The sequence below is a fragment of the Bacteroidia bacterium genome, from assembly GCA_039924845.1.
Taxonomy (GTDB): Bacteria; Bacteroidota; Bacteroidia; order DATLTG01; family DATLTG01; genus DATLTG01.
On sequence record JBDTAC010000041.1, the window covers coordinates 1 to 23512 of the forward strand.

Genomic DNA, 23512 nt, shown 5'->3' on the forward strand with positions numbered 1-23512 from the left:
AAAATGAAACGTTGGGATGCCATGGCAAAGGGATTCACCAAAATGGGGAAAGAAATTGCCATTGCGATTAAACAAGGTGGCACCGCCGATCCTGCTTACAATCCGCGTTTGCGTTTGGCTATCCAAAATGCAAAAGGCATTAATATGCCGAAAGATAGAATTGACGCGGCTCTTAAAAGAGCGACGGCAAAAGATCAATCCGATTACGAAGAGATTGTGTACGAGGGCTATGCACCGCATGGAGTGGGGGTTTTGGTAGAATGTGCTACGGATAATCCAACACGCACGGTTGCAAATGTGCGTATGTATTTTTCGCGTGGCAACGGAGAGTTAGGAAAAACAGGCTCTTTGAGTTTTATGTTTGAAAGAAAAGGTGTGTTCCGAATTTCTTCGGAGAATATAAATATGGAAGAATTTGAATTTGAAATGATTGATTTTGGTGCGGATGAAATTGTTGCGGATGAAAACGAAATAATTATTTATACTGCTTTCACTGATTTTGGTGCGATGCAAAAAGCCTTGGAAGCAAAAAAAGTAAATATCCTCAGCGCAGAGTTAGAGCGCATTCCTACAACTATTACAGAATTGACGGAAGAGCAGCAACAAGAAGTGTTGAATTTAGTGGAGAAGTTGGAAGAAGACGATGATGTTCAATCTGTTTATCATAATTTAAAATAAAATGTATGAAAAAAATTCTTGCCAATGATGGCATTGATGCTCAAGGAAAATCTTTATTAGAAAAAGCAGGTTTTACAGTTATCACCGAAAAGATAGCGCAAGAAGATTTAGCGAAAGCCATTAACGAAAATAATTATGTGGCACTTACGGTTCGTAGTGCTACCAAAGTTCGTAAAGAATTAATAGATGCTTGTCCTAATTTAAAATTAATTGGCAGAGGCGGAGTAGGGATGGACAATATTGATGTGGAATATGCGAAATCAAAAGGAATAAAAGTGGTAAATACTCCGGCTGCTTCTTCGCATTCGGTGGCAGAATTGGTGTTTGCCAATTTGTATGGAATGTCGCGTTTTTTGTACGATGCAAATCGTCAAATGCCTGTGAATGGCGATACGCAGTTTGATGTATTGAAAAAAAAATACGCCAACGGAATAGAATTAAAAGGAAAAACATTGGGTATTATCGGTTTCGGTCGTATTGGACAAGCGGTTGCGAAAATTGCTTTGGGCAGCGGAATGAAGGTGTTGGCGTTTGATCCTTTTATGAAAGAAGCAACGCTCGCATTGGAAATTCAAGGAGTTGATAAAATTTCTATTCACATTAAAACAATAAGTTTAGAAGATGTGTTGAAAAACAGCGATTTCATTACCTTGCATGTTCCGGGCGGAAAAATGATTACCGAAAAAGAAATTGCTTTGATGAAAGTCGGCGTGTGTTTGGTAAATGCTTCGCGTGGTGGTGTTATTGATGAAAATGATTTAATAAAAGCACTGAACAGCGGTAAAATAAAACATGCAGCTTTGGATGTTTTTGAAAACGAACCGCATCCTAAAAAAGAAATTTTGACTCATCCTAAAATAGCTTTAACTCCGCACATCGGTGCTGCCACGGAAGAAGCGCAAGCGCGAATTGGTATTGAGTTAGCCGAATTGATTACGGCAGTTTTCAGCAATTGAAAAACAAAAATGATTTGCATATTTGAAGGTGTATAGATATACCAATTAAACGAATGTGTCATTCTGAAATGATTCATAATCTGCGCGCTGGAAATTACTTACCTAAATCCTCTCCGAAGAAGAGGATTTTTTTATTTAACGATTTATCTTTTTGAAATGACTTCTCAGGTGACAATCAGAGCACTACCGACTTAAAGCTGTTTGTGAATTTTTAAAAAACGCAGGTGCAAATTGGAACACTACCGAACACTACCCTCATCATCATCCTCTAACTTTTTTTCTTTGAAAAATTCAGTTTTTTATAAATGGCAATTCCTCCTATAATAACCCAAAATGAAAAAGTTCCTACTCGTCCTAAATATTTATACATAATAAACAACAAGCTAATGAAACCAGGAGCCATGCCAGAATAACTATTAGCCATTTCCTGCGTATTGTGGTACATAAAAAAAATAATAAACCCAAATAATATTAAACCAATTCCAAAAAGGATTCCCAAAATATGATTTAGTTTTTTTTTCATAATTCATCTGCGTTTAATAAAACTTTTTTTCTTCATTACGATAGTTTTCTTTAAAGTCGTAATCTTCTTTTTCTATGAATGATTCTTTTCCTTTATTGTTAATGTATTGTAGATAGTAAATGCCAATTATTTCCTGTTGTTGGTTAAGAATTGGTGAAATTAATGAACTTCCTGACCCTAAAGTTCTCAATCTACCTTTTGCTTGAAATTTAAATATTCTTTCATTTAACTCGTAAGGGTCAAATACTAACGGTGATTCTGCACCTGCTTTTCCTTCCAAATAATCTTCAATTTTATCTAAAACAATTCCTATAGCCCTGTCTGTTAATTCTTTTTGGATTTCTTGTTTTGTAAAAGTAGGTGAAATTGCCCAAAAATCTTTATTATCTTCATATATTGTATTATTCGCTACGTCTGTTGCCGCAGTTTTTGGAGGGTCAGTAGTTGTAGCAGTATTATTAGCAGTAGAATTTTGTGTTTCATTATCTGTACTATGCAAGTCATATTTGCCTGTTTCCTTATTCCATGTTCCATAATCCCAATTACTTTCTTTTGCATTTGGGTCGTTGTGTATTGTTTTTCCGTTATCAGATGTAGCTATTCCATTGCCAGTATGTTCTGTGGTTCCTTTCGGGTCTTTTACATCTGTTCCTTTCGGGTCGCTATAAACAATCGGATTATCACTAAACCCCACATAAGGGCTTTCCCATGCTTTTCCTTTCGGGTCTAAGCTCCACCACCTGCCACCCAAGCGGGTGTCCAGTTCTCTAAACTCGGTAGTATAGGCATTTCCGGTGCCGTATATTTCATCGTCTTTCTCAGAGCCTTTGTTAAATCCGAAGCGGTAGAGATTTGAGCTGAATGTTCTGCCGGGCATGAGCATCCCGCCAGGATAGTAATCATTGTAACTAATCACAAAAGCAGTGCTATCAGCATTCTTCCTATCACTCACTGTTGTATGAACATTGCCCAGATGGTCATCCAATTCGTATTCTTTCTTAAATATTTTTCTTGGGTAAAAACCATTGTTCAAGCCAATATCAATTGTCCAAAGGTTTACAGGACAAGAAATGCAACTATACGTAGGAATACCGCTGGTCGGGAAGGTTTTCACTAAAATATTCGGTTTCCATTCTCCAAGACGCGCGCTGCCATAAAGTGGCACTTCTGTTTGAATATAATCGTAATTGCTGCCGTTGATTTTATTTTTACTCACTGAAAAATTATTTTTCTTCTTCTTTTTTCAAATCCTTTTTGCTAACCTGCTCCATTGGAACATTTTTATTTACAGGGCGAACATGAACAGCGTGCCCTGTTGCTCGTGTGCCTTGTATTACGTAACCTGTACTGCCGCATCTGTTGCCATAAATACAGCGAACTGTATCGCCATCAATAGGAATAGTTTCGTTTTTTACTTCTTTAACTTTAGTGAAATAAAAATAATACCCTCCACAATCATTTAGCAAGGTGTCTCCTTTCAAGTAAAATGCTGCACAATCATTCACGCACCCAAATTTCCCAATGCTATCCACAGGTTCAATAACTTTTATTTTTGAAAGTTCTTTCGTTGTATATGTGTAAACTAATGGATCTTGTGAATCTAAATTTACGGTATCATATTTAGTTACTATCCAATGATCGAAATTGCACCACTCAATGAAACTAATATTATTGTAATAGTATGTATGCTTTTCCACTGTTAATATAGATGCTTGAAGTTTGCGCGCCTGTTCCGGAGTTAAATTTTCATATCCTCTTGCATCTAACTTTACACATTTCCATTTTCCGTATAGATATTTACTTGGAGCATTTTTTAATTGTTGTGCATAACAATTGTAACACAGTATAAGTGTAGAAAAAAGAAGTAATTTTTTACTGACCATTGTTTTCATATATTCCATATAAAAAGATATTTTGTTCTGCAGTTCTCCTGTTTTGAAGTCCTTGTGAATACTCATTCCCTGAGGTATTGACATCCATTTCTGATGCTGCTCCAGAAAAATCAGAATTATTTAGTTTAGCAATAAAATGCCTGCCTGCCGCAAGCGAATTATTTACGCCTACATTAAACACATAACTTACAGTTGCATTAAACTGCTGCTGAGTAAGTTGGACATTAACGTAAGTATCAACTAAGATAATAGTTTTTTTTATATCAGTTGTAAATAAGGCATCTGCCTGATCTTGAGTAATACCTTGACTATAATCTTCTCCGCGCTGAACTACGTGTCCGTATCCTATTGTTATTTTACCCGTAGGAGCTTCACCTTGTTTCCAATATTTGTTTTTATCGTCATATTCTTGTAATGCAGGTCCTCCTTTAGGTCCTTGCTCATACGATTTGATAAAATCTTGTCCTTGAGTATTTAACACTAAATCTTTTACATCTTTTTTAGAATCGGTTGTACTTGTCTTTTGATTTTCATCAGATAAACTTTTCTGATAATCTGCCATATCAGCAGCTTCTTTTTTCGGGTCAGCCCATTCCAAACCTTCTAAATCTTTTCCATCAATAACTCTGTCCATCGCAAAAGCATAAGGCGACCAACCCGCATATTTTCTCCTTAAAGGGTCTAAGCTCCAAAAGTGTATTAGGCGTGGGTCATCTTCTCTGAATTTAAAATCATAGGCGTTAGCATTGCCGTAAATATCATTGTCTTTGAGCTTTCCGTTGTATCCGAAGGTGTACAAGGAATCCTGATAATTCCTTCTCGGCATCAGCATACCGCCAGGATAGTAGTCATTGTAACTAATCACAAAAGCGGTACTATCCGCATTCTTACGGTCTCTAACAATGGTGTGGACATTTCCTAAATGGTCATTCAGTTCGTATTCTTTCTTGAAGATTTTTCTTGGGAATAAACCATTGTTTAAACCAATATCAATTGTCCAAAGGTTTACAGGACAAGAAATGCAACTATACGTAGGAATACCACTGGTAGGGAACGTTTTCACTAAAATATTCGGTTTCCATTCGCCAAGACGTGAGCTTCCATAGAGTGGTACTTCTGTTTGTATGTAATCGTAATTGCTGCCGTTGATTTTATTTATCTTCACTCAAAAATTATTTTTTGAAACCTCTTTATCTCTTTAAAAGTGTAAGCGCAAATTGGAACACTACCCACCCACTACCTCAATTTTACTTTGTATTTAGTTAATACTTTATAAGGATAAATTCGTTGCTTAAAACTATTAAATGTACGAGGTTTCCAATGAGTAAAAACAATAAGACCATCAGATATTTCTCCATAGTAAAAATTGTAACCACCATAATCGTCTGTGGTATATATTTCAATAGTGATTTTTGTACCTTTTATTTTATAATAGCCAATAAATGCATAAGTATCACTATTGCTATTACATTCTTTATTGGTCGGTTTGTGTTCGTAAGCATAACTTATCAATAATTTTCCATTATTAAAAAAACGGTATATCACATAAGATGAGTCCACAAAGTGTGATCCATAGTATACGTCTGTATTAAGATTAAAATATACTGCATTCGTGTCTATCAAATTAGTATCAGCTAAATGATAGGGGTGTTTTGCAAAAGAGAAATTTGATTTTTTGGGACGTATTCCTCCATCGGGTAGAGTATAATAATGAGGTATCCATCCCATAATACTACAAGAGGTAAAATTAATAACTATAAAAAAAAAGAAAAACAAACGCTTTGCCATATATTAATTTTTTTTAGCACTTACTGTTTATTGCCTGCGTATCAACGTAATTAATCATAATGGAATAACTTCAAGTCTTTAGAGTTGTGAATATAATTTTGCAACCAGCCTGATCCGTAACTATCAAATAAAAAGCCATTTACTCTCCCAAAAGTATCTGCTTTATTCAATGATTGTTGAAAAGGATCTTGATCGTAATACAAACTTGTCGCAGTTCTTTGCTGGCTATTAGAACCAAAATGCGTGCCTGTAAAATCCTGATACCCACCTTCAAATAAATTTCCTCCTAAATTCGCTGAAAAAATAATTCCACCTGTCCAACCTTGATCTGTGCCACCTCTTGCTCCAACCAATCCTTGAGTTGTTGTTTTATTTGTTGCTGAATTATAGTTGAGTATTTGACCATACGTTCCAGAGCCACCGAAAGTATTGTTTAACGCAGATTTGGTATTGAAATTTAATGTATATTGTGGCAGTCCAATACCCTTACCACCACCAAAAGTTGCATAAGCTGATGTACTGATGTCGAACTGTATAGCTGAACTGTTTCCTGAAGTACCTAAACCACCATTATAAACATTGACAGACAAATCAAGTGTTGGCTGAAAAAAGTTAAAACGCTGTCCTATACTTGCTGTTGCTCCTGCATTAAAAGTTAATTTATTACCTCCAAAAGTCAACCCTAAACTTGCTTCAAATCTTGCCTGAGGATTACCAGCCGTATTACCTTTCGGGTCGCTAAACCATATAGGATTATTACTAAAACCCGAATACAGGCTTTCCCACGCTTTTGGGGTCGGGTCTAAGCTCCACCAACGTCCGCCTAGGCGTGGGTCAAGCATTCTAAACTCGGCAGTATAGGCATTTCCAGTTCCATAAATCTCGTTATCCTTCTCCATTCCGTTGAATCCGAATCTACAGCCTCCTGTGCAGCAGGCTGTAGATTCGGACATCGTAGCGGTATTGCGTGGCATTGTTTCGTTTTGTGTAATTCAAAAATACGGTTTATTTTGCCTTTGAAAAAATATTTTTTTGAAGCCTAAAAATGTAGGTGACAATCTGAACACTACCAAAAATGACTATTGTTAAATACAATCAATAAAAGTAGATATCCCGATACCTCTTAATACAAGCATAATTATATAAAATAAGCATATAATTATATTTATCTTAGCCGTCCAGTTTGTAATTTTATGATAGTTTTTATTTCTCATTATGTATTTTAGAAATAGTTTATTTATGGAGTAAATTATAAATATCAAAACACCTGTTTCAGCAATTAATGCTATTGATTCATAAATAGCTGCTCCAGTTGAACCCCATATATCAATTCTCGAATTGTTATTCTTCCACATTAAATTAGCAGGAATAAATAAATCATTAAGATAAACAGCTAACCACAGAAGAATGGGATAAGTTAATATTTGATACCCAAAATTATAAATACCATACAAGCCGTATAAAATATATTTTATATAATTATTGAACCTCATTTGTTTGTAGCTGGTTTGCTGATGTGATTTTTGTTCCACTCTTTAAGAGTGTAGGTTTTACCACCATATTCGACACCTGTAAAATTTCCTTTAGAGTCAATATTTATTCTTACGTCAACAGTTCCAAGTTTCTTTGTGTTATCAAAATATAAACTTAAAGGATTTCCTTTAGCCCCCGAACCAGTTAACCAAACTGTTTGCCCTTTTGCATCACTTACCAATGCTTCGGTAGCGGGAAATTCTTTTCCTGATAAATCAACATAAGCAATCAAATAACCCGCTTTATCATTTTCCGCTAATATTACAGATGAATTTACTTCAATATTAGGAGCTGTCCCCAAAAGTGCAAGGTCGGGATTAGAACCCGAATAATGCGCTTCAACATCAGCTACATCAGAACCCGCATTTTTATAAAAAGTTTTGTTGTCTACTTTTCCTTTGTCTGTTGTGTGTGTTGCATTACCAACTGTTTTACCACTAGTTTTAGTATCGGAACTTGTTGGATGACCATTACCTATTACTGATTTTTTCGTAGGATCTACGGTATAAGTTTGACTAATACGCGATGTAACATTTTGTTCGGCAGAAAAGCCTCTCTTATCATCATCATAATCAAAGTATTTGAAAGCATCAGGTGGAACAAAAGACCTAACAGTAACAGCGAATGGAAATAAACCATCTGCATCTAAATAAAGAATAGGATTAGAATAGCCATAAGAGTACGGAGACCAAAATGGAATTTTAGCTGCTAATTTATCCAAACTTAACCACCTGCCCAATCTCGCATCGTCCATTCTGTATTTGAAATCGTAGGCGTTTCCTATTCCACAAAGTTCGTTTGTTTTTTCCTGTCCGTTGAAGCCGAAACAATATGAATTTAGGTTTGATTTGTATCTGTTGTGTACAATTTTTTGTTGTTCATTTAGATTTTCATAGAAATCTACTTCGTCCATTTTCGATTTTTATTGGTTTATATTCACTAACTTATTTATTGGCGAATATAATTAATTTTCAATTAATTTCTCATCTGCAAATTGAGGTATATCCCTAATACTCTAAAAAAAGAAGAGCTTCCTTTTTGAATATCCCTCCCCAATTTATTATAAAGCAAGATTATTGTTTGATGGCGCATGTTACTCGTGTGATGGAGCATGTCATTTGTTTGATGGCGCATGTTAATTGTTTGATGGCACATGTTACTCGTGTGATGGCAGATGTTATTTGTTTGATGGCACATGTTATTTGTTTGATGGCAGATGTTACTCGTGTGATGGCGCATGTTATTTGTTTGATGGCACATGTTATTTGTTTGATGGCACATGTTACTCGTGTGATGGAGCATGTTACTTGTGTGATGGCGCATGTACACTGTGTGATGGAGCATGTTATTTGTTTGATGGAGCATGTACACCGTGTGATGGAGTATGTACATCGTTTAACACAAAGATGCCTCCTTCGTTAATACGATAAAGGAAGCATCTTTATAAAAAAAACAATATGAAACGTATTATTTGCCTATCGGGAAAATCAGTTTAAAACCTACATTTCTGCCCATATTGTAAATACCTTGGCTTTGATTGGTTACGGTAACTATTCTGCCACCATAAGATAGGAAATAGTTTGCAAGATCTAAATGATCTGCATATCCTACATTGGTTAAATTAGTACAATTGATATACAATGAACAAATTACCCTGCCTGTTTTCGGGTTTACAAAATTGGTTCCTATACCTGCATTAAATAAAGTGTATGCGGCAGAAGGAATTTCTGTATAAAGTGCGCTGTAAATAGCATTTTGCGCCCAATATTTTGCTTGTCCTAACTTAATGTAGGTATCTTTTAATATGGAATTTGGTTTGTTATTCAAGTGAAGCTTCACTTCCGTAGTTATGTGCGTAGCAGGTATCCAAGGAATATGATCGGTTGAATCCGTTTGATTTGGCAGAAAGGAATAAATATACGTTAAGCCATTGTCTATTTCAATCCATTTTGTACTAACAGGATGTATGTTGAAATACCCCGAAACTCCCGTAATGATAGCAACGTTGCTTGATACAAATTGGTAAACAGGAAGTCCGCCTGAAACAGAATCGGTACGATCGCCAAATATGAAATTATTTATAATATTATAAAAACCATCGGCTTCAAAACTAAGGTCCTTCCCATTATTTCCATAGGCAATATCTAATTGATAGCCTTGTTCTGATTTTAAATTTAAGTTCCCTAACTGAACGGCATTGGAACCGATATTCTGACCATTGCTTGTTAATTCATTAATAGCAGGAGCTCGGTAACTCTTTGAGAAATTGAGTTTCAGATAATTATTATTTGGTAATTGGTAAGAAGCACCAACACTTCCGGATGGTCCGGTATACGTATTGTTAAATGGACTAAATTGTGTTTCTGCTCCCGGAGTTCCAGCCGAAACTTGCTGTTGTTCGGGAGTACCACTGTTTGTCAGATACATTCCTTGTCCAATAAAATTACTCCAATCGTATCTCAATCCTCCACTTACTGTGAGATTTTTAAAATCTTTTTCTAAAATGGCATAAGCACCCGCTTGAAAATCGGTATAGTTCGGTATTTCATAATTACCAATATAAGGCGCAGGTGGTTCCGCCAGTTGGTGCTCGAATTCGTAAGTCCCGTTTATGCCAGTGGTCAGTTTCAATCCTGATTTTTCTCCTATAATTTGATATTTCAAGGAATAAGGAATATCATATACCTGCATATTTCCTTCTCCAACACTTCCTGAATCAATGTCGTGGTGAACACTTTGGGTGAAACCAATATCTATCCCAACTCTTCCAGTGCCTGCGTTAATACTATTTTGCCACCAAATTTGATTTTCATCCAAAATTTTATCTCCAGCAATGGTAGGATTGTATGCTAAGAAGTTGGATTTGTTTGGATATATCTGTCCATTTTGAGGAGCATCGAACATAAATTGTCCAGTTGCGCTGTCGCGATTACCATCCGGCACTTGAATTCGTCTGTGGAGCGCGCTTACTGTAAGTCGCGTATATCCCCAAGATTTATTCAGTCCAATTGTTAATCGCGCATTCGACTGTTGCCAAGCAGTTCCCCAAATATATCCATCTTTTGGATTCCAGTAATCATGCGTTTCTTCGTTACTTGCTCTTAGGTTCCACACAAAATCATTATTATTTCCTCCAATATTTTCGGAGGTTCCGATGTATCCATCATTGGTATGATATTCTGTAAGCACGCTACCTTGCACCGTTCCGCTTTCTGCAAAAGGTTGCGATTTAAAGCTAATCACTCCCGCTTCGGCACTTGCCCCATATTGTAAAGAAGCAGGTCCTCGAATAATTTCAGCATCATAAACAGCATAAGGATCTATCAAAATACCGTGGTCGTCTCCCCATTGAAAATCTTCTTGTCTTTCTCCATCCATCAACACTAAAACACGGTCAAATCCCAAGCCGTTAATTTGTGGCTTTGTGGTCCCAGAACCTTCCGTTGTTTCATTTACACCAGGCTGAGAAGCCACGGCATCAATGGCAGTACTCGAAGTTTGTTGCAACATTACATCGTGAGATATCAGCGAAACAGGTACGGGAGAACGTTGCGTATTGGTAACGTTACCCAATGCTGTAATCACCACTTCGTTAGCGGTACAGGCGGAAATACACATAGAACAAGTACAAGTGGTACTGTCCGTTATCATAACTTGTTGAGTTATGGTAGCATATCCCAAAATTTTTACTTCCATTTCATAAGTTCCTTTAGGGATAGGACTTATTCTAAATTCTCCATTTGAATTGGTAGTAGCACCTAAATTAAGTTGCGGAATATACACCACGGCTCCCACTATTGTTTGATGGCTCAAAGAGTCTATAACAGTACCACTTAAAGACTGAGCCATTGCAACATTGATTAACATCAATAAAGATGAAATCAATAAAAATATTTTTTTCATGAAATGATAATACTGTAATAAATAAAACTCTTTTGTTATTCTGAACATTTGAAGAATCTATTTTACAAAGATGCTTCCTTCGTCTGCAAGACGAGTAACCTGTTTTTAGAAACTAAAATCTTATTAAGCAGTAAATGTAGGCGGATGGAAAATTTCTAAAATCGCTTTCGCAGATTTTTTTTCAGTATAAATAGAAATTATTTTTGAGGAAAACTTAGGTAAGAAATAAGCTGTTAAATTATTTTTTTTCAGACAAAAAAGTGTTTCTAAGTTATCGGAATTAATTGTTGTCGGAGAATTATTTTTTTTATTTTCAGATGCAGCCTTTTTCAATTGTTTCGCCATGTAACACTTGCCATTGCAGCACATCTTGGTGTTCGATTTATTTTCACAGAGATTGGCAGCAATGTATTTTTCGTGCATCAAATAATCTACAACGGGCACAAAAGGCTTTATCAAAGCGAGGGCGTATATCAATAATAAATTAATCGCAATTATTTTTTTGATGCACATACGGCAAAGGTATTTGTTTTTAGGAAGCGTTTTTTATTTATTGTGTTCCTTCGTTTTTCTAATTGGAATTTAATTTTTAAAAAATAATTTTCAAACAAACGGAAACACCTATCTTTGTTAAACAAATCAAAAAAATATTTTTTCAATACTGCCCATGAAAACACGTATTTCTCTTTTGAAAAAATATTTTTCGGCGAGCCTTTTTTTACTTCTGTTTTTTAGCGTTTCCGGCATCGCACAAATAAAATATGCGCAAGTGGGTGTTAACGGTTTGACTTGCTCCGCCTGTACGCGCTCGGTAGAAATGAGCATTCGTAAATTAGATTTTGTGAAAGATGTGCAAATGGATTTGAAAAATACGGAAGGGAAGATTATTTTTAAGGAAGGTAAAACCGTGTCGATGGAAAAAATTGCGCAAGCCGTTTACGATGCCGGATTTTCTGTTCGTTATTTAAAAGCTGCTTTTGTTTTTGATCATCTTTCTATTTCGGAAGGTTTTACATACACGTTCGAAAACTCTTTTTATCAGTTTGTTGGCGTGGAAACTAAAAAGTTAAATGGCGAAGTAATTTTGACTTTTCTCGGAAAAAAATACTTGGATAGAAAAGGATATAAAAAATGGGAAGATACCTTGAAACCTTCTTCCGCAAACGCGAATAAAAGCGTTTATTACGTTACTACATGAAACGAATTATTTTTGTTTTCGCCTTATTTTTATTTTCTCTCGGAGCAGAAGCGCAAGAACTTTTTCCGATTAATGAGCCTGCAAGTACTATCCCGAAAGGAGTTTTTGGTATAAGAGCTTTTGGTGAAACATACGAAGAATTAGGCATTTGGAAACGAATGGGCGCGCTACGATTGATGTACGGACTTACTTCCAAACTTACTATTGAAGCCACCGGAGTTATTTCCAATCATCACGATAGTATTTTGCCCGCTAATTTGGTTACGCACACACATTACGGCACGCAAACTACTTATTTCACAGGTGCTATTCCACGCGGAATTGTGTATCCGTATCGTTTTCACGATGACATTAATTTATATGCAAAATATCGCTTTCTCAGTTTAGACGGGCAAAACGAACATTTTAGAGCTTCGGCTTACGGTGAATATTCCTTTGTAAATGTGGCGCACGACGAAGCCGAACCAGATTTATTAGACGATACAAAAGGTTTTGGAAGCGGGTTGATTTTAACGTATTTGAAAAATCGCTTTGCAGCGTCTATCACAACGGGAATAATACTTCCGGGCAATTATTCGGAAAACGATTACAACTCGATTTACACGGTGCATTGGAATACGTACGAAATTGTTTATGGCAAAGCGGCGGTGTATAATTTATCCTTGGGTTATTTGCTTTATCCTAAGGATTATACGGATTACAGTGAGGCAAACTGGAATATTTATTGCGAATTTCTTGGAACATCCTATCAAGGCGCGAAAGTAATTGAGGATGGAACTTCCATTGATGTGCAAACAACGGCGCTCAAAGCAGGTAATTACATTAATATTTGTCCGGGTGTTCAGAAAATTTTTGATTCCAATTTACGAATTGATTTTTCGGTGCAATGGCCTATGATTAGTAAATCGTACGTGTATTATTATCCCGTTTACATGATTGGCTTACAACGCTATTTTTATCCGAAATCCCATAAAAAAAGAGCGAATTTATAATCAAAAAATTATTTTTTTGAAACGGAAATTGCTACACGCCTATTTTTTGCTCTTCCGGCTGGGTTATCACTTCCGTCAGGATTCGTATTTGGAGCAATAGGGTCGGAACTTCCTGCGCCAGTAAGCAAAATTTGTTTTTTAGGAATTCCTTTTTCTGTAAAATAACGCTCCACCATTTTAGCACGTTTCAAGGAAAGAGCTTTATTAAGAGCTGTCGTTCCTTTCGAATCGCAATAGCCTGTTAAAGTGAGTTGTGATAGTGTATTTTCCTTTAAATATTTATATACTGAGTCCATTCCTGGATAATAAATAGTTTTAACAGTAGATTTATCAAAATCGAAATAAACAAAATCAGTATTCGAAAAAATATTTTTTCCACCGCCGGATAATTTACTTGCAATAGAATCTGCTTTTGTTTTTTCTGCCAATGCAATTGAAGCAATAGAATCATTGGCTTTGGCTGTCGAATCTTTTTTCAAAGCCATTAATGAGGCTTTCGCTAAAGAATCGACTTTGTTAGTTTCAAAATCAATCATGTAAATATCCAAACCTCCATATGTATCGTGTCTTTCGGTAGAATAATAGCCATGAGTTCCAGCAGCATTCATCGTAAAAAAAATATCGTTTCCGCCTTCATTAATTGGATAACCCATATTCTGAGGTTTTCCCCATTTCCCATTTTCTAAGGTAGATTTAAAAACATCAAAACCTCCGATGCTGTTGTGTCCTTGCGATGAAAAATAAAGTGTTTTTCCGTCGGCGGTAACAAACGGACTTTCTTCGTCCAGCGCGGTATTAATTTTCGGTCCAAGATTTTGAAGTGGACTCCACGTCCCGTCAGCTTGCAGTGAAGATTGATAAATATCTTTTCCGCCAAAACCTCCTGCGCGCTCGCTCACTACATACAAGATTTTTTCGTCTGCCGAAAAGCAAGCACTTGGATTGTAGGAGTTTTTAGTATTGATATTTTTATCCAATCGTTGCGGTTTTTGCCATGCATCATTTTTCAATTCAGAAATCCAAATACTGTAATTCTTATAGATTAACAACTTTGTGCCATCAGCAGAAATGGCAATGGATGCATCATGGAAATTAGTGTTAATAGCTTTTCCTATATTTTTTGCTCTTGAAAAAAATATTTTTTGAAAACCTCTTGGCGCTGGAAATTTATCCGCAGTTGAATCCAAACGTAACGAAGCGTTCCATTCTTCACCAGAAATTTTTTTGGAGGAATAAATATCTTCATAATACAAACCATCATCTGCAATTTTTCCGCCTGTTCCTTTTCGTTTTGATGTAAAAATAAGGATAGATTCATTCGCAGAAATAACAGGCGCATAATCCGGAAAACTTGAATTAATACCAGCTCCCAAATTTTCGATTCGTACGTTAACTGGGTGTTGCATCAACGCAATTCCGTTTTTACAAGCTGCAATATTGGAATCTATTTCTGCGATATCTTCAGTAGCTTTCGGTTTTATAAACGAAATTAATTTTTGGTAATTTGTAATGGCTTCTTGAAAATTATTTTCGTGTTGATTGGCTAAAGCTAAATAATAATAAAGATCAGGAATCGTATCGCTTTGGATGTATTTTTTTGCATTTTCTAAAATATGTAATGCTTTTTCATTCTCTGTTTCGGAATAATAATAACAAATTCCCGCATGAAAATTGGTAAGGGCATTGGTTGAGTCTGTTTGCAATAATTCTGCATAATAAGGAAATGCTCTGCTGTATTCTTCAAACAAGAAATGATTTTCTGCTTTACGCAAAAGTCTTTTTTCTTTTCGCGTAAGCGTATTGGCATTCACATTAAGTGATAAGCCATAAATGCAGAGAGAAATAATTGTGAGGTTGAAAAAATAATTTTTCAAAATGATTTATTTTTTTTCTTTGAGTTGTAACTTTTCTGGAACTTTAATTTTTTCAACCACATTGAGTTCGCCTTTCGTACTTAAAATTTTAAATTCAAATCGTCTGTTTAACGCCATTCCATTCCAATTCCAAGAGCCATCGGTATTTTTATTGATGGCAATGGGTTGTGTATCTCCGTAGCCTTTGGCACTGAGTCTTTTTTCTTCTATCCCTTGTTCCACCATATACGCCACAACTGCTTCGGCACGTTTTTGAGATAATTTTAAATTCATATCAGATCTTCCTTGTGAGTCGGTATGTCCTGAAATTTCAGCCACTAATTGCGGATATCGTTTCATCAGCGCAATTAATTTATTCAATTCTTCTTGGGATCCTACAGCTAATTTAGATTGTCCGGATGCGAAAAAAATATTTTTCAAAACAATTTTTTGTCCTACTTCTATAGGAGCTAAAACAACAGGTTTATTAATTATTTGATAAGCAGAATTCGTTGGCACTTCCATATTTTCTGTTTGAAACAAAAAATTATCGGCTTGATAGGTGATGTGGTACGTTTTTCCCGGAGGAAGGATAAATAAATATTTTCCAGTGCTGGAATTCGGATAATATTGACCCACAATTTCGCCAGTAGCACTGTCGGTTACATCAATTTCGGTGCCATCCGGTACATCTCCATAAATACTTTTTACAACACCTGTATAAACAGTTAGAGGCTGTTCTTTTTTATCAGGGTACGTCAACATATAAATATCTTTTTCGCCGTAACCTTCCTTTTTGAAAGAAGAATAATATGCTCTTTTTCCATCTGCCGTAGGCACGTAGAAAATATCATCGCCAGTAGAATTGACTGGATAACCCATGTTTACAGGATCTGACCACGTTCCACTATCGGAAAGCGTGCTGTAAAAAATATCGAAACCGCCCATCGTATTGTGTCCTGTGGAACTGAAATAAAGTGTTTTCCCGTCGGGATGGATGTAAGGAGCATCTTCATCGTACTGCGTATTTATTTTCGGACCCAAATTGATTGCTTTTCCCCATTCGCCATTTGGCAATTTTTTACTCATGTAGATATCGCGACCTCCATAGCCTCCGGGACGATTACTCGTAAAGAAAAGTAAATTTCCATCGGCACTAATGCTGGCACTTGGTTCCCAATATTTGGTATTGATATTTTCATTTAATTTTTGAGGAGTAGTCCACTCTGTACCCAACAAACGACTGGTGTAAATGTTTCCGTCTCCCTGATCATCTTTGTAAATAAAAACAGTTTGTCCATCTACGGAAAGTCCGATACTCGCTTCGTGTCCATCTGTGTTGATGGGAGGTCCAATATTTTGCGGAGTAGACCAAGCGCCATTTTCTTTGTACGAGATATAAATGTCTTCGAAATATTTTCCGTCTACGTCTAATTTTCCGCCAGTACTGCCTTTTCTTCTAGAAGTAAAAATAAGCGTTGATTCGTCTGCGGAAACTACTGGAGAATAATCGGCATACTTAGAATTGACAGTAGCTCCAAGGTTATCTACTTTAATATTTACCGGTGAGGCTACTAATATTTTTCCCGTATTGCACATATCAATTTGGTGATTCACATCCGCTTCGATGGATTTATCTTTTACTGAATCTAAAAATGTTTTGTATTTCTGAAACTGAGCAATGGCAGAATCAAATTGATAATTGAGATGGTACGCGCGACCTAAAAAATAAGAAGCTTCGATAGGAGCATTTTTTTCTTTCAAACTTCCTTCTTTGTAATCTGCGGACGTATTTGCTGCCGCTCTTTCTAAATAAGGAACCGATTTTTCATTGTCTATTGGAGCGTTTAAATAGCAAACGCCAATTTTAAAATCCAAATTGTAATTGTCTTTTTCGGTAGAGTCAATGCTTAGGTAAATGGGCAAAGCCTGAGAAAATAAATTGTTATTGAACAAATCTTCCGCCTTCTGAAAATCTTTTTTTTGATCCTTGTCTTTTGCTTTTGCAAAAACGGTTGTTGCTGCTGTAAGCGCAACAATGGTAAAAATAAAATAAATTTTTTTCATGCGGTTTTTGTCAGATTAAATTTCTCGTTTGGAATCAAATTGCTCTAAATAATCAGCTACTCGGCGGATAAAACTTCCACCCAAAGAACCGTCTACTACTCGGTGATCGTAAGACATAGAAAGGAACATCAAATGACGAATTCCGATGGTATCGCCTTGCGGAGTTTCGATAACAGCTGGTTTTTTCTTGATGGCTCCTACCGCCATAATGGCAACTTGTGGTTGGTTGATAATCGGTGTTCCCATAATATTTCCGAAAGATCCCACATTGGTAAGCGTAAACGTTCCTCCTTGAATTTCGTCCGGAACCAATTTGCTGTTGCGCGCTCTGGTCGCCAAATCATTGACAGATTTAGTGAGACCTAACAGATTTTTTTGATCCGCATTTTTAATCACTGGAACAATTAAATTTCCAGAAGGCAAAGCTGCAGCCATACCAATATTAATATTTTTATGGATAATAATTTTGGATCCGTCCACGGATACATTAATCATCGGAAAATCTTTGATAGCACGAGCAATCGCTTCAATAAAAATAGGCGTGAAAGTAATTTTTTCTTTTTCGCGTTTTTCAAAACTATTCTTTACGCGATCGCGCCATCGCACAATACTCGTTACATCCACTTCCACGAAAGAAGTAACGTGTGGCGAAGTGTGTTTCGACATCACCATGTGATCCGCAATCAATTTACGCATTCGGTCCATCTCCATAATTTCATCATTCTCAGAAACCGAAATAGCTGGTTTTGCTGCGCTTCCGTTGCTGGAAATAGGAGTTGAAATTTCTGTTTTTTGATGTGTTGAAATGTGTTGTGTATTCCGATTTGGAATGTATTCTAAAATATCAGTTTTGGTTACGCGACCTTCTTTTCCGGTGCCAGCAATACGTTCTAATTCCGCCAATGGAATTCCTTCTTGTTTCGCGATATTTTTTACCAATGGAGAATAAAAACGTTCTGATGAAGAAAAATTTTCCGTTGCAACGGAAACACTTGTCATGACTTGCTTATGTGCGTTTGCAGAACCATTGGATGAACCATTAGTAGAAACACTAACCGGCGCTGAAACCTTTGGCGCAGCAGTTGCAGCAGCTTCTTGTCCGCTGGCAATAATGGCAATTGCTTTTCCTACCTGCACCACATCGCCTTCTTTAAAAAGAATTTTAACTAAAGTGCCTTCAGCAGGCGAAGGAATCTCGGAATCTACTTTATCTGTTGCAATTTCCAACACTGTTTCGTCCATCGCAATTTTATCGCCTTCTTTCTTTAACCACTTGATAATAGTCGCTTCTGCAACGCTCTCGCCCATTTTAGGCATAATCATTTCTACCTGTGTCATTGTATTTTGCTGTCTGAAAAATTAATTTTTTGAATTGAAAATAATCCACAAAAATAAGGGATTATTTATGAAAAGCAAGACTTCTGAAATATAGATTTTAAGTATTCTTTTTCTATTGTTTTTTTGTTTGAAACAAATTTAACAAGCGATGAAGTGGTTATAAAAACAACGCGATGCTATCACGCCAAATCAATATAAGAACGCCTATAATAGCGATAAAGGCTCCCAATGAAGATTTTACAGTTACTTTTTCTCTGTAAAATAAATAGCCTAAAGGCAATACTGCAACGGGAACTAAGGAAAAAATTGTTTGCGCCACAGATGCTTTTATAAGCGAAACAGAATACATGGAAAGGCTGATACCTAAAAGGGATCCGAAGATAGTGCCGACAATAACAAATTTCAATGCCTTGTTTTTATTGGTGATAACGGGGCGCATCACTTCTTTAATATCTCCACGAAAAAGACTGACCAGATAAGTGGCTACAGTAGCTACTAATACACGCATCCAGGTTACTTGAACAGGCGAAAGCATGACTCCATTTATACCGTTATAATTAAATCCTTTTTTTGAAAGAACCAATCCAACACCTTGACAAATGGCGGCAATTACGCCCCAAAAAATTCCTTTTTCCACTTTACCATGACCGAGATTCGGAATTTTTGCTTTTTCTGCTTTGGTTGCGGTAAGCCACATAATACCTGCAACTGTAATCACCATGCCGATAATACCAATATAATTGAGCTTTTCTCCAATAATTAAATAACCAAAAAATAAAGCTGCACCTGGCGATAATGTCCCGAAAAGGCTGGCAATGCGTGTTCCGAGAATCGCGAAAGATAAAAAACTAAAATAATCGCCCAAAGCCAAACCAATAATTCCAGAAATTCCGAATAAATACCATTGTTGTGGCGCGGCATCTGTAAAAAGAGAAAGAAAATGAAACGAGTTAAAAATCAAGCACGTAATTGTCAATAAAACGGTTGCCAGCAATAAATGAAAATGATTTAATACTTTCCCGCCCCATCTGCGAGCTGCTTCCGTAAAGGGAAAAATACCAATGCTCCACACAATGGTGGTTGCAAAAGCAAGTAAAATTCCTAAATTTTCAGAGCTAATTTTCAAGTTGAAAAATTATTTTTTGAGAGCATTTCTATTTCCGAAAATAGCACTTCCAACACGTATCATTGTGCTGCCTTCTTCAATGGCGATAAGATAATCCGAACTCATTCCCATACTCAATGTGTGTAAATTACAATTCGGATAATTCTTGTTTTTATGTGCGTCAAAAAATAATTTTAACGATTGAAATTCTTTTGCAATTTGTGCTTTGTTGTTTGTGTTCGTCGCCATTCCCATCAATCCGATTATTTGAATATTTTGTAATGATTTTAACTCGTCCGAAAAAAATATTTTTTCAGCTTCTGCAAAATCCAACCCAAATTTCGTGTCTTCTTTTGCGATGTAAATTTGTAATAAACAATTGATAATCCGTTTGTTTTTTTGCGCTTGTTTATCGATTTCTTGAAGCAATGTTAAACTGTCCACTGCCTGTATCAAACTCACAAATGGTGCGATGTATTTTACTTTATTACTTTGTAAATGTCCGATTAAATGCCATTCAATATCCGAAGGAAGTTGCGTTTGTTTTTCGCACAATTCTTGCACTTTATTTTCACCGAAAATTTTCTGTCCAGCAGAATATGCTTCTTTTATTTTTTCAACAGGATACGTTTTGCTTACCGCGATTAACGTAACGTGCAAAGGCAATTCCTTTTTTAATTGTTGAATATTTTCGGAAACGGACATGGAAATTATTTTTCACTCAAACTGTAAACCACCAAGCCACTGCGCATTTTCGGTTCTACCCAAGTTGATTTTGGTGGCATAATATTATTGGTATCCGCAATATTTTTGAGTTGCGTCATACTAACAGGGTACAAGCCAAATGCGACTTTCGCTTTGTCCGCATCCACTTGTTTTTTTAATTCTTCCATTCCTTTTATGCCAGAAACAAAGGCGATGCGTTTGTCTGTGCGTAAATCTTGAATGTTTAAAATAGGAGCGAGGATGTGTTTGGTAAGTATAAATGCGTCTAAACTTTCCACTGGATTTTGGTCGTCAAAAAAATATTTTTTCAGCGTAAGCGAATACCATTCATTTTCTATATACATACTGAAATTGTGCAATTCAGAAGCTTTGTAAATTTTTTCACCCTTTTTTTCAACGATGAAAAATTCATTTAAGTGTTCCAAAAAAATATTTTTTGGAAGCCCATTTAAATCTTTTACTACACGATTGAAATCGTATATTTTTAATTGTGTTTCTGGAAAAAAAATTCCCAAATAAAAATTATAAGGTTCCTTTCCAGTGTGATTTTTATTTTTCTCTTTCCTTGATTTACCAAGCAATGCAGAAGAAGCTGAACGATGATGTCCGTCGGCAATATAAATGGCGGGCATTTTTGAAAAGTGTTCCAAAATAAGTTGAATATTTTCTGTCTTATTGACAACCCACAATTGGTGGCGAACTTTGTCGGTAGTGGTAAAATCGTACATCGCGGAAACGCTTGTTATTTTTGCCGTTAGCGCATCAATTTGTTTGTCGTTGGGATAGCTAAATAAAACAGGTTCGGCATTAAAATCACATACTTCTAAATAATTTTTTAATTTTTCTTCACGATTAGTAAGTGTTTGTTCGTGCTTTTTTATCACTCCATTAAAATAATCTTCGATTGCTGAACAGCCAATGATTCCGGTATATTCTTGATTGTTTTTTATTTGTCGATAAATATAATAACACGGAGTTTCGTCTTTTACAAAAACTTTTTCTTGAACAAAATCAAGGAATTTATTTTTTACTTTTTGCAAACGTTCTGGAGAACCGGGGCGCGTTTTTTGTCCGTCGTAAAAATCAGGATTGATAATGTGCAAAAATGAATACGGATTTCCGAAAAGTTTATCTTTCAATTCTGCAGGCGTATAGCCGTCTACCGAACGAGATGCGACCAAATGGACTTTGTCTTTCGCCGGACGTATGCCTTTAAAGGGAATTACAATCGCCATTTTGGAATATTATTTTTCAGAATTTTATGTTGCAAAACTAAGAAAAATATTCAGCTATTTAGAAGGAATATAAAGTATGCTTTTTAACAAAAAATAAAATCCTAAAAATAAAAATATACTTATCTTGGTCGAAAAAAAACATAATTAATTGGTAAATTTATGAGTATTATCAGTACAGAGACGGCACATTTCTCTTTTTTGAACAAACAAATAATTAAATGCGCTTTGCGTGATGAAGTAGAAATAGACGTAAAGGATATTAAGAAAAATATTGAAACACTTATTGAAATGACAGCGCATAAAAAACACGTTGTTTTAATGGATGCAGATATGAATTATACTATCACAAAAAATGCTTGGGAATACGTTGCTACACTTGAGAGATATGAAAATATTGTTGCGTTTGCCATTATTGCCAGCAATCTTGCCAGCCGAATTATATGGAAATTTATTGCAAAAAAATTTGCTTCGTTTGCGCCAGTGCAAATTTTTTTAGATTCAGAAAGTGCAGTTACTTGGCTGAATGAATGTTTGGTAGAAGAGGCGAGTAGGGGGCTCGTCGAATCGGAATCGCAAAATTGTTTGCAAAAAAATAATTTTGTAGACATCGGAAAAATAATTCAAGAACAATTTCAGAAATCAGAATTGACGGTTACTGAATTTGCGAAAAAAATTCATACGACGCGCGAAAATGTGTATAATATTTTCAGACGGAAATCAATGGATTGTGACTTATTACAGAAAATATCAAAAGTATTAAATCATAATTTTTTCGACTATTATCAAATAGCTAAGTCTGCTAAAATAAATAAAGTTGACATTCAATTACTCCAAAAAAACAACCTTATTTTAGAAGAATTATTGGAACGATTTAGTCGTTAATAAAAAAATTGTCGTTCGTTCGCGTTAGCCGATTTCTCAAAAATTAGGACTCATCAATAAAGAGTGCCTAAATATGTGGAGTTTTTTTTATACGCTTCCGTGAGAAAAAATTAATATTAGTAATACCAATTATTTGGAGGCTTGTTAAGATATTGTGCGGAATTTAATGATTGTAAAATAATGAATGTTGAAAAAGTAAAAATAAACGAAGAGCAAGGTAATTGCCCAACGGATTGTTTGAAAGAGCACACCGTTAACATTGGTAAAATTGTGGAAGAACAATTCGAAAAATCTGGATTTTCGGTAACAGAGTTTGGAAAGAGAATTCATACAACGCGTGAAAACGTGTATAATATTTTCAGACGGAAATCAATGGATTCAGATTTATTACAAAAAATATCTGAAACATTAAATCATGATTTTTTTCAGTATTACAAAAAAGATATTTTAGAAAAGGAAGTAAAAGAAGAGGATAAAAACCTGATTCAGCAAAATAATAAACTTCTCTGCAGATTACTGAAAATGTTGAAGAATGAACATAAGGTAACGAAGCGCAATTTATCCGGTAAAAGTCGTTCAAAAAAATAATTTTTTGACACAGCAATTTCTTAGAAATAATTGAGGCGTTTTAACGTAACAAACAAAAAAAGTAGCGAAAAAACGACAATGATGGCTAAAATTATTTTGTAGATTCCTTTAAAATAATCTTTGTCATTTCCTTTGTCTTTGCGGTAAGCAAAACTTATTCCGATGACGAAAGCGATAAAAAAAACTATCGCGAAAATATGTTCTCCTTTACTAAACATACATTGTATTTTCTGCAAATATATGTTAAAATTTCGT

At 35.6% G+C, this 23512-nt stretch carries 24 protein-coding genes; 7 read left to right on the top strand and 17 right to left on the bottom strand.

The window, feature by feature from the left end; genetic code table 11:
* Together ABIZ51_04220 and ABIZ51_04225 are read left to right on the top strand one after the other, a co-directional pair.
* On the top strand, positions 1–678 hold a 678-nt coding region (locus tag ABIZ51_04220), incomplete at its 5' end, for a YebC/PmpR family DNA-binding transcriptional regulator (protein ID MEO7087980.1).
* A gap of 5 nt (positions 679–683) precedes the next feature.
* Positions 684–1634 (top strand): D-2-hydroxyacid dehydrogenase, encoded by a 951-nt coding sequence (locus ABIZ51_04225; GenBank protein MEO7087981.1) that lies wholly within the window; start codon positions 684–686, stop codon positions 1632–1634.
* Between the two features lie 268 nt (positions 1635–1902).
* On the opposite strand, the gene ABIZ51_04230 is transcribed toward ABIZ51_04225, so the two are convergent.
* The 8 genes from ABIZ51_04230 to ABIZ51_04265 form a co-directional block, all read right to left on the bottom strand.
* The gene (locus ABIZ51_04230) at positions 1903–2157 is read right to left on the bottom strand and encodes a hypothetical protein (protein MEO7087982.1); all 255 of its coding nucleotides are present in this window, start codon (positions 2155–2157) and stop codon (positions 1903–1905) included.
* A gap of 13 nt (positions 2158–2170) precedes the next feature.
* Positions 2171–3373, bottom strand: a complete 1203-nt coding sequence (locus tag ABIZ51_04235; GenBank protein ID MEO7087983.1) for a hypothetical protein — start codon at positions 3371–3373, stop codon at positions 2171–2173.
* A gap of 7 nt (positions 3374–3380) precedes the next feature.
* Positions 3381–4049, bottom strand: coding sequence for a hypothetical protein (locus tag ABIZ51_04240; GenBank protein ID MEO7087984.1), 669 nt, complete (start codon positions 4047–4049; stop codon positions 3381–3383).
* A complete protein-coding gene (locus tag ABIZ51_04245) occupies positions 4030–5214 on the bottom strand; it encodes a lysozyme (GenBank protein ID MEO7087985.1) in 1185 nt (394 codons plus the stop codon). The genes ABIZ51_04240 and ABIZ51_04245 overlap by 20 nt, the downstream gene beginning before the upstream one ends.
* Before the next feature lie 71 nt (positions 5215–5285).
* A complete protein-coding gene (locus ABIZ51_04250) occupies positions 5286–5837 on the bottom strand; it encodes a hypothetical protein (GenBank protein MEO7087986.1) in 552 nt (183 codons plus the stop codon).
* A 50-nt stretch (positions 5838–5887) separates the two neighbouring features.
* Positions 5888–6811 carry a hypothetical protein gene (locus ABIZ51_04255; protein ID MEO7087987.1) on the bottom strand — a complete coding sequence of 308 codons (924 nt, stop codon included), beginning with the start codon at positions 6809–6811 and terminating at the stop codon, positions 5888–5890.
* A gap of 111 nt (positions 6812–6922) precedes the next feature.
* Entirely contained in the window at positions 6923–7369 is a 447-nt protein-coding gene (locus tag ABIZ51_04260; GenBank protein MEO7087988.1) for a hypothetical protein, read from the bottom strand.
* Positions 7327–8283, bottom strand: coding sequence for a hypothetical protein (locus ABIZ51_04265; protein ID MEO7087989.1), 957 nt, complete (start codon positions 8281–8283; stop codon positions 7327–7329). Before ABIZ51_04265 ends, ABIZ51_04260 begins: the two co-directional genes overlap by 43 nt.
* A gap of 125 nt (positions 8284–8408) precedes the next feature.
* Between ABIZ51_04265 and ABIZ51_04270 the strand changes: the two genes are divergently transcribed.
* Positions 8409–8792, top strand: a complete 384-nt coding sequence (locus ABIZ51_04270; protein ID MEO7087990.1) for a hypothetical protein — start codon at positions 8409–8411, stop codon at positions 8790–8792.
* Between the two features lie 45 nt (positions 8793–8837).
* Here ABIZ51_04270 and ABIZ51_04275 read toward each other — a convergent pair whose 3' ends face one another.
* Positions 8838–11273 carry a TonB-dependent receptor gene (locus tag ABIZ51_04275; protein MEO7087991.1) on the bottom strand — a complete coding sequence of 812 codons (2436 nt, stop codon included), beginning with the start codon at positions 11271–11273 and terminating at the stop codon, positions 8838–8840.
* Between the two features lie 123 nt (positions 11274–11396).
* Positions 11397–11786, bottom strand: coding sequence for a hypothetical protein (locus ABIZ51_04280; GenBank protein ID MEO7087992.1), 390 nt, complete (start codon positions 11784–11786; stop codon positions 11397–11399).
* Between the two features lie 154 nt (positions 11787–11940).
* Between ABIZ51_04280 and ABIZ51_04285 the strand changes: the two genes are divergently transcribed.
* Together ABIZ51_04285 and ABIZ51_04290 are read left to right on the top strand one after the other, a co-directional pair.
* The gene (locus ABIZ51_04285; protein ID MEO7087993.1) at positions 11941–12471 is read left to right on the top strand and encodes a heavy metal-associated domain-containing protein; all 531 of its coding nucleotides are present in this window, start codon (positions 11941–11943) and stop codon (positions 12469–12471) included.
* Positions 12468–13463, top strand: coding sequence for a hypothetical protein (locus ABIZ51_04290; GenBank protein MEO7087994.1), 996 nt, complete (start codon positions 12468–12470; stop codon positions 13461–13463). The genes ABIZ51_04285 and ABIZ51_04290 overlap by 4 nt, the downstream gene beginning before the upstream one ends.
* Before the next feature lie 8 nt (positions 13464–13471).
* Here the strand turns inward: ABIZ51_04290 and ABIZ51_04295 are convergent, their stop codons facing one another.
* From ABIZ51_04295 to ABIZ51_04320, 6 genes are all read right to left on the bottom strand, one after another.
* On the bottom strand, positions 13472–15337 hold the full coding sequence (locus ABIZ51_04295; GenBank protein ID MEO7087995.1) for an OmpA family protein: 1866 nt from the start codon (positions 15335–15337) through the stop codon (positions 13472–13474).
* Between the two features lie 6 nt (positions 15338–15343).
* The gene (locus tag ABIZ51_04300) at positions 15344–17383 is read right to left on the bottom strand and encodes an OmpA family protein (protein ID MEO7087996.1); all 2040 of its coding nucleotides are present in this window, start codon (positions 17381–17383) and stop codon (positions 15344–15346) included.
* Between the two features lie 15 nt (positions 17384–17398).
* Entirely contained in the window at positions 17399–18721 is a 1323-nt protein-coding gene (locus tag ABIZ51_04305) for a dihydrolipoamide acetyltransferase family protein (protein ID MEO7087997.1), read from the bottom strand.
* A 157-nt stretch (positions 18722–18878) separates the two neighbouring features.
* Entirely contained in the window at positions 18879–19847 is a 969-nt protein-coding gene (locus ABIZ51_04310; GenBank protein MEO7087998.1) for a DMT family transporter, read from the bottom strand.
* A gap of 9 nt (positions 19848–19856) precedes the next feature.
* Positions 19857–20531: a YggS family pyridoxal phosphate-dependent enzyme gene (locus ABIZ51_04315; GenBank protein ID MEO7087999.1), complete on the bottom strand. Its 675-nt coding sequence runs from the start codon at positions 20529–20531 to the stop codon at positions 19857–19859.
* Between the two features lie 5 nt (positions 20532–20536).
* Positions 20537–21787 carry a DUF1015 domain-containing protein gene (locus tag ABIZ51_04320; protein MEO7088000.1) on the bottom strand — a complete coding sequence of 417 codons (1251 nt, stop codon included), beginning with the start codon at positions 21785–21787 and terminating at the stop codon, positions 20537–20539.
* 159 nt (positions 21788–21946) lie between these two features.
* Between ABIZ51_04320 and ABIZ51_04325 the strand changes: the two genes are divergently transcribed.
* Positions 21947–22669 carry a hypothetical protein gene (locus ABIZ51_04325; GenBank protein MEO7088001.1) on the top strand — a complete coding sequence of 241 codons (723 nt, stop codon included), beginning with the start codon at positions 21947–21949 and terminating at the stop codon, positions 22667–22669.
* A 180-nt stretch (positions 22670–22849) separates the two neighbouring features.
* Complete coding sequence (locus ABIZ51_04330) at positions 22850–23257, top strand: hypothetical protein (protein MEO7088002.1); 408 nt, start codon at positions 22850–22852, stop codon at positions 23255–23257.
* Between the two features lie 20 nt (positions 23258–23277).
* On the opposite strand, the gene ABIZ51_04335 is transcribed toward ABIZ51_04330, so the two are convergent.
* Positions 23278–23475 (bottom strand): hypothetical protein, encoded by a 198-nt coding sequence (locus tag ABIZ51_04335; protein MEO7088003.1) that lies wholly within the window; start codon positions 23473–23475, stop codon positions 23278–23280.
* Between the last annotated feature and the right edge of the window lie 37 nt (positions 23476–23512).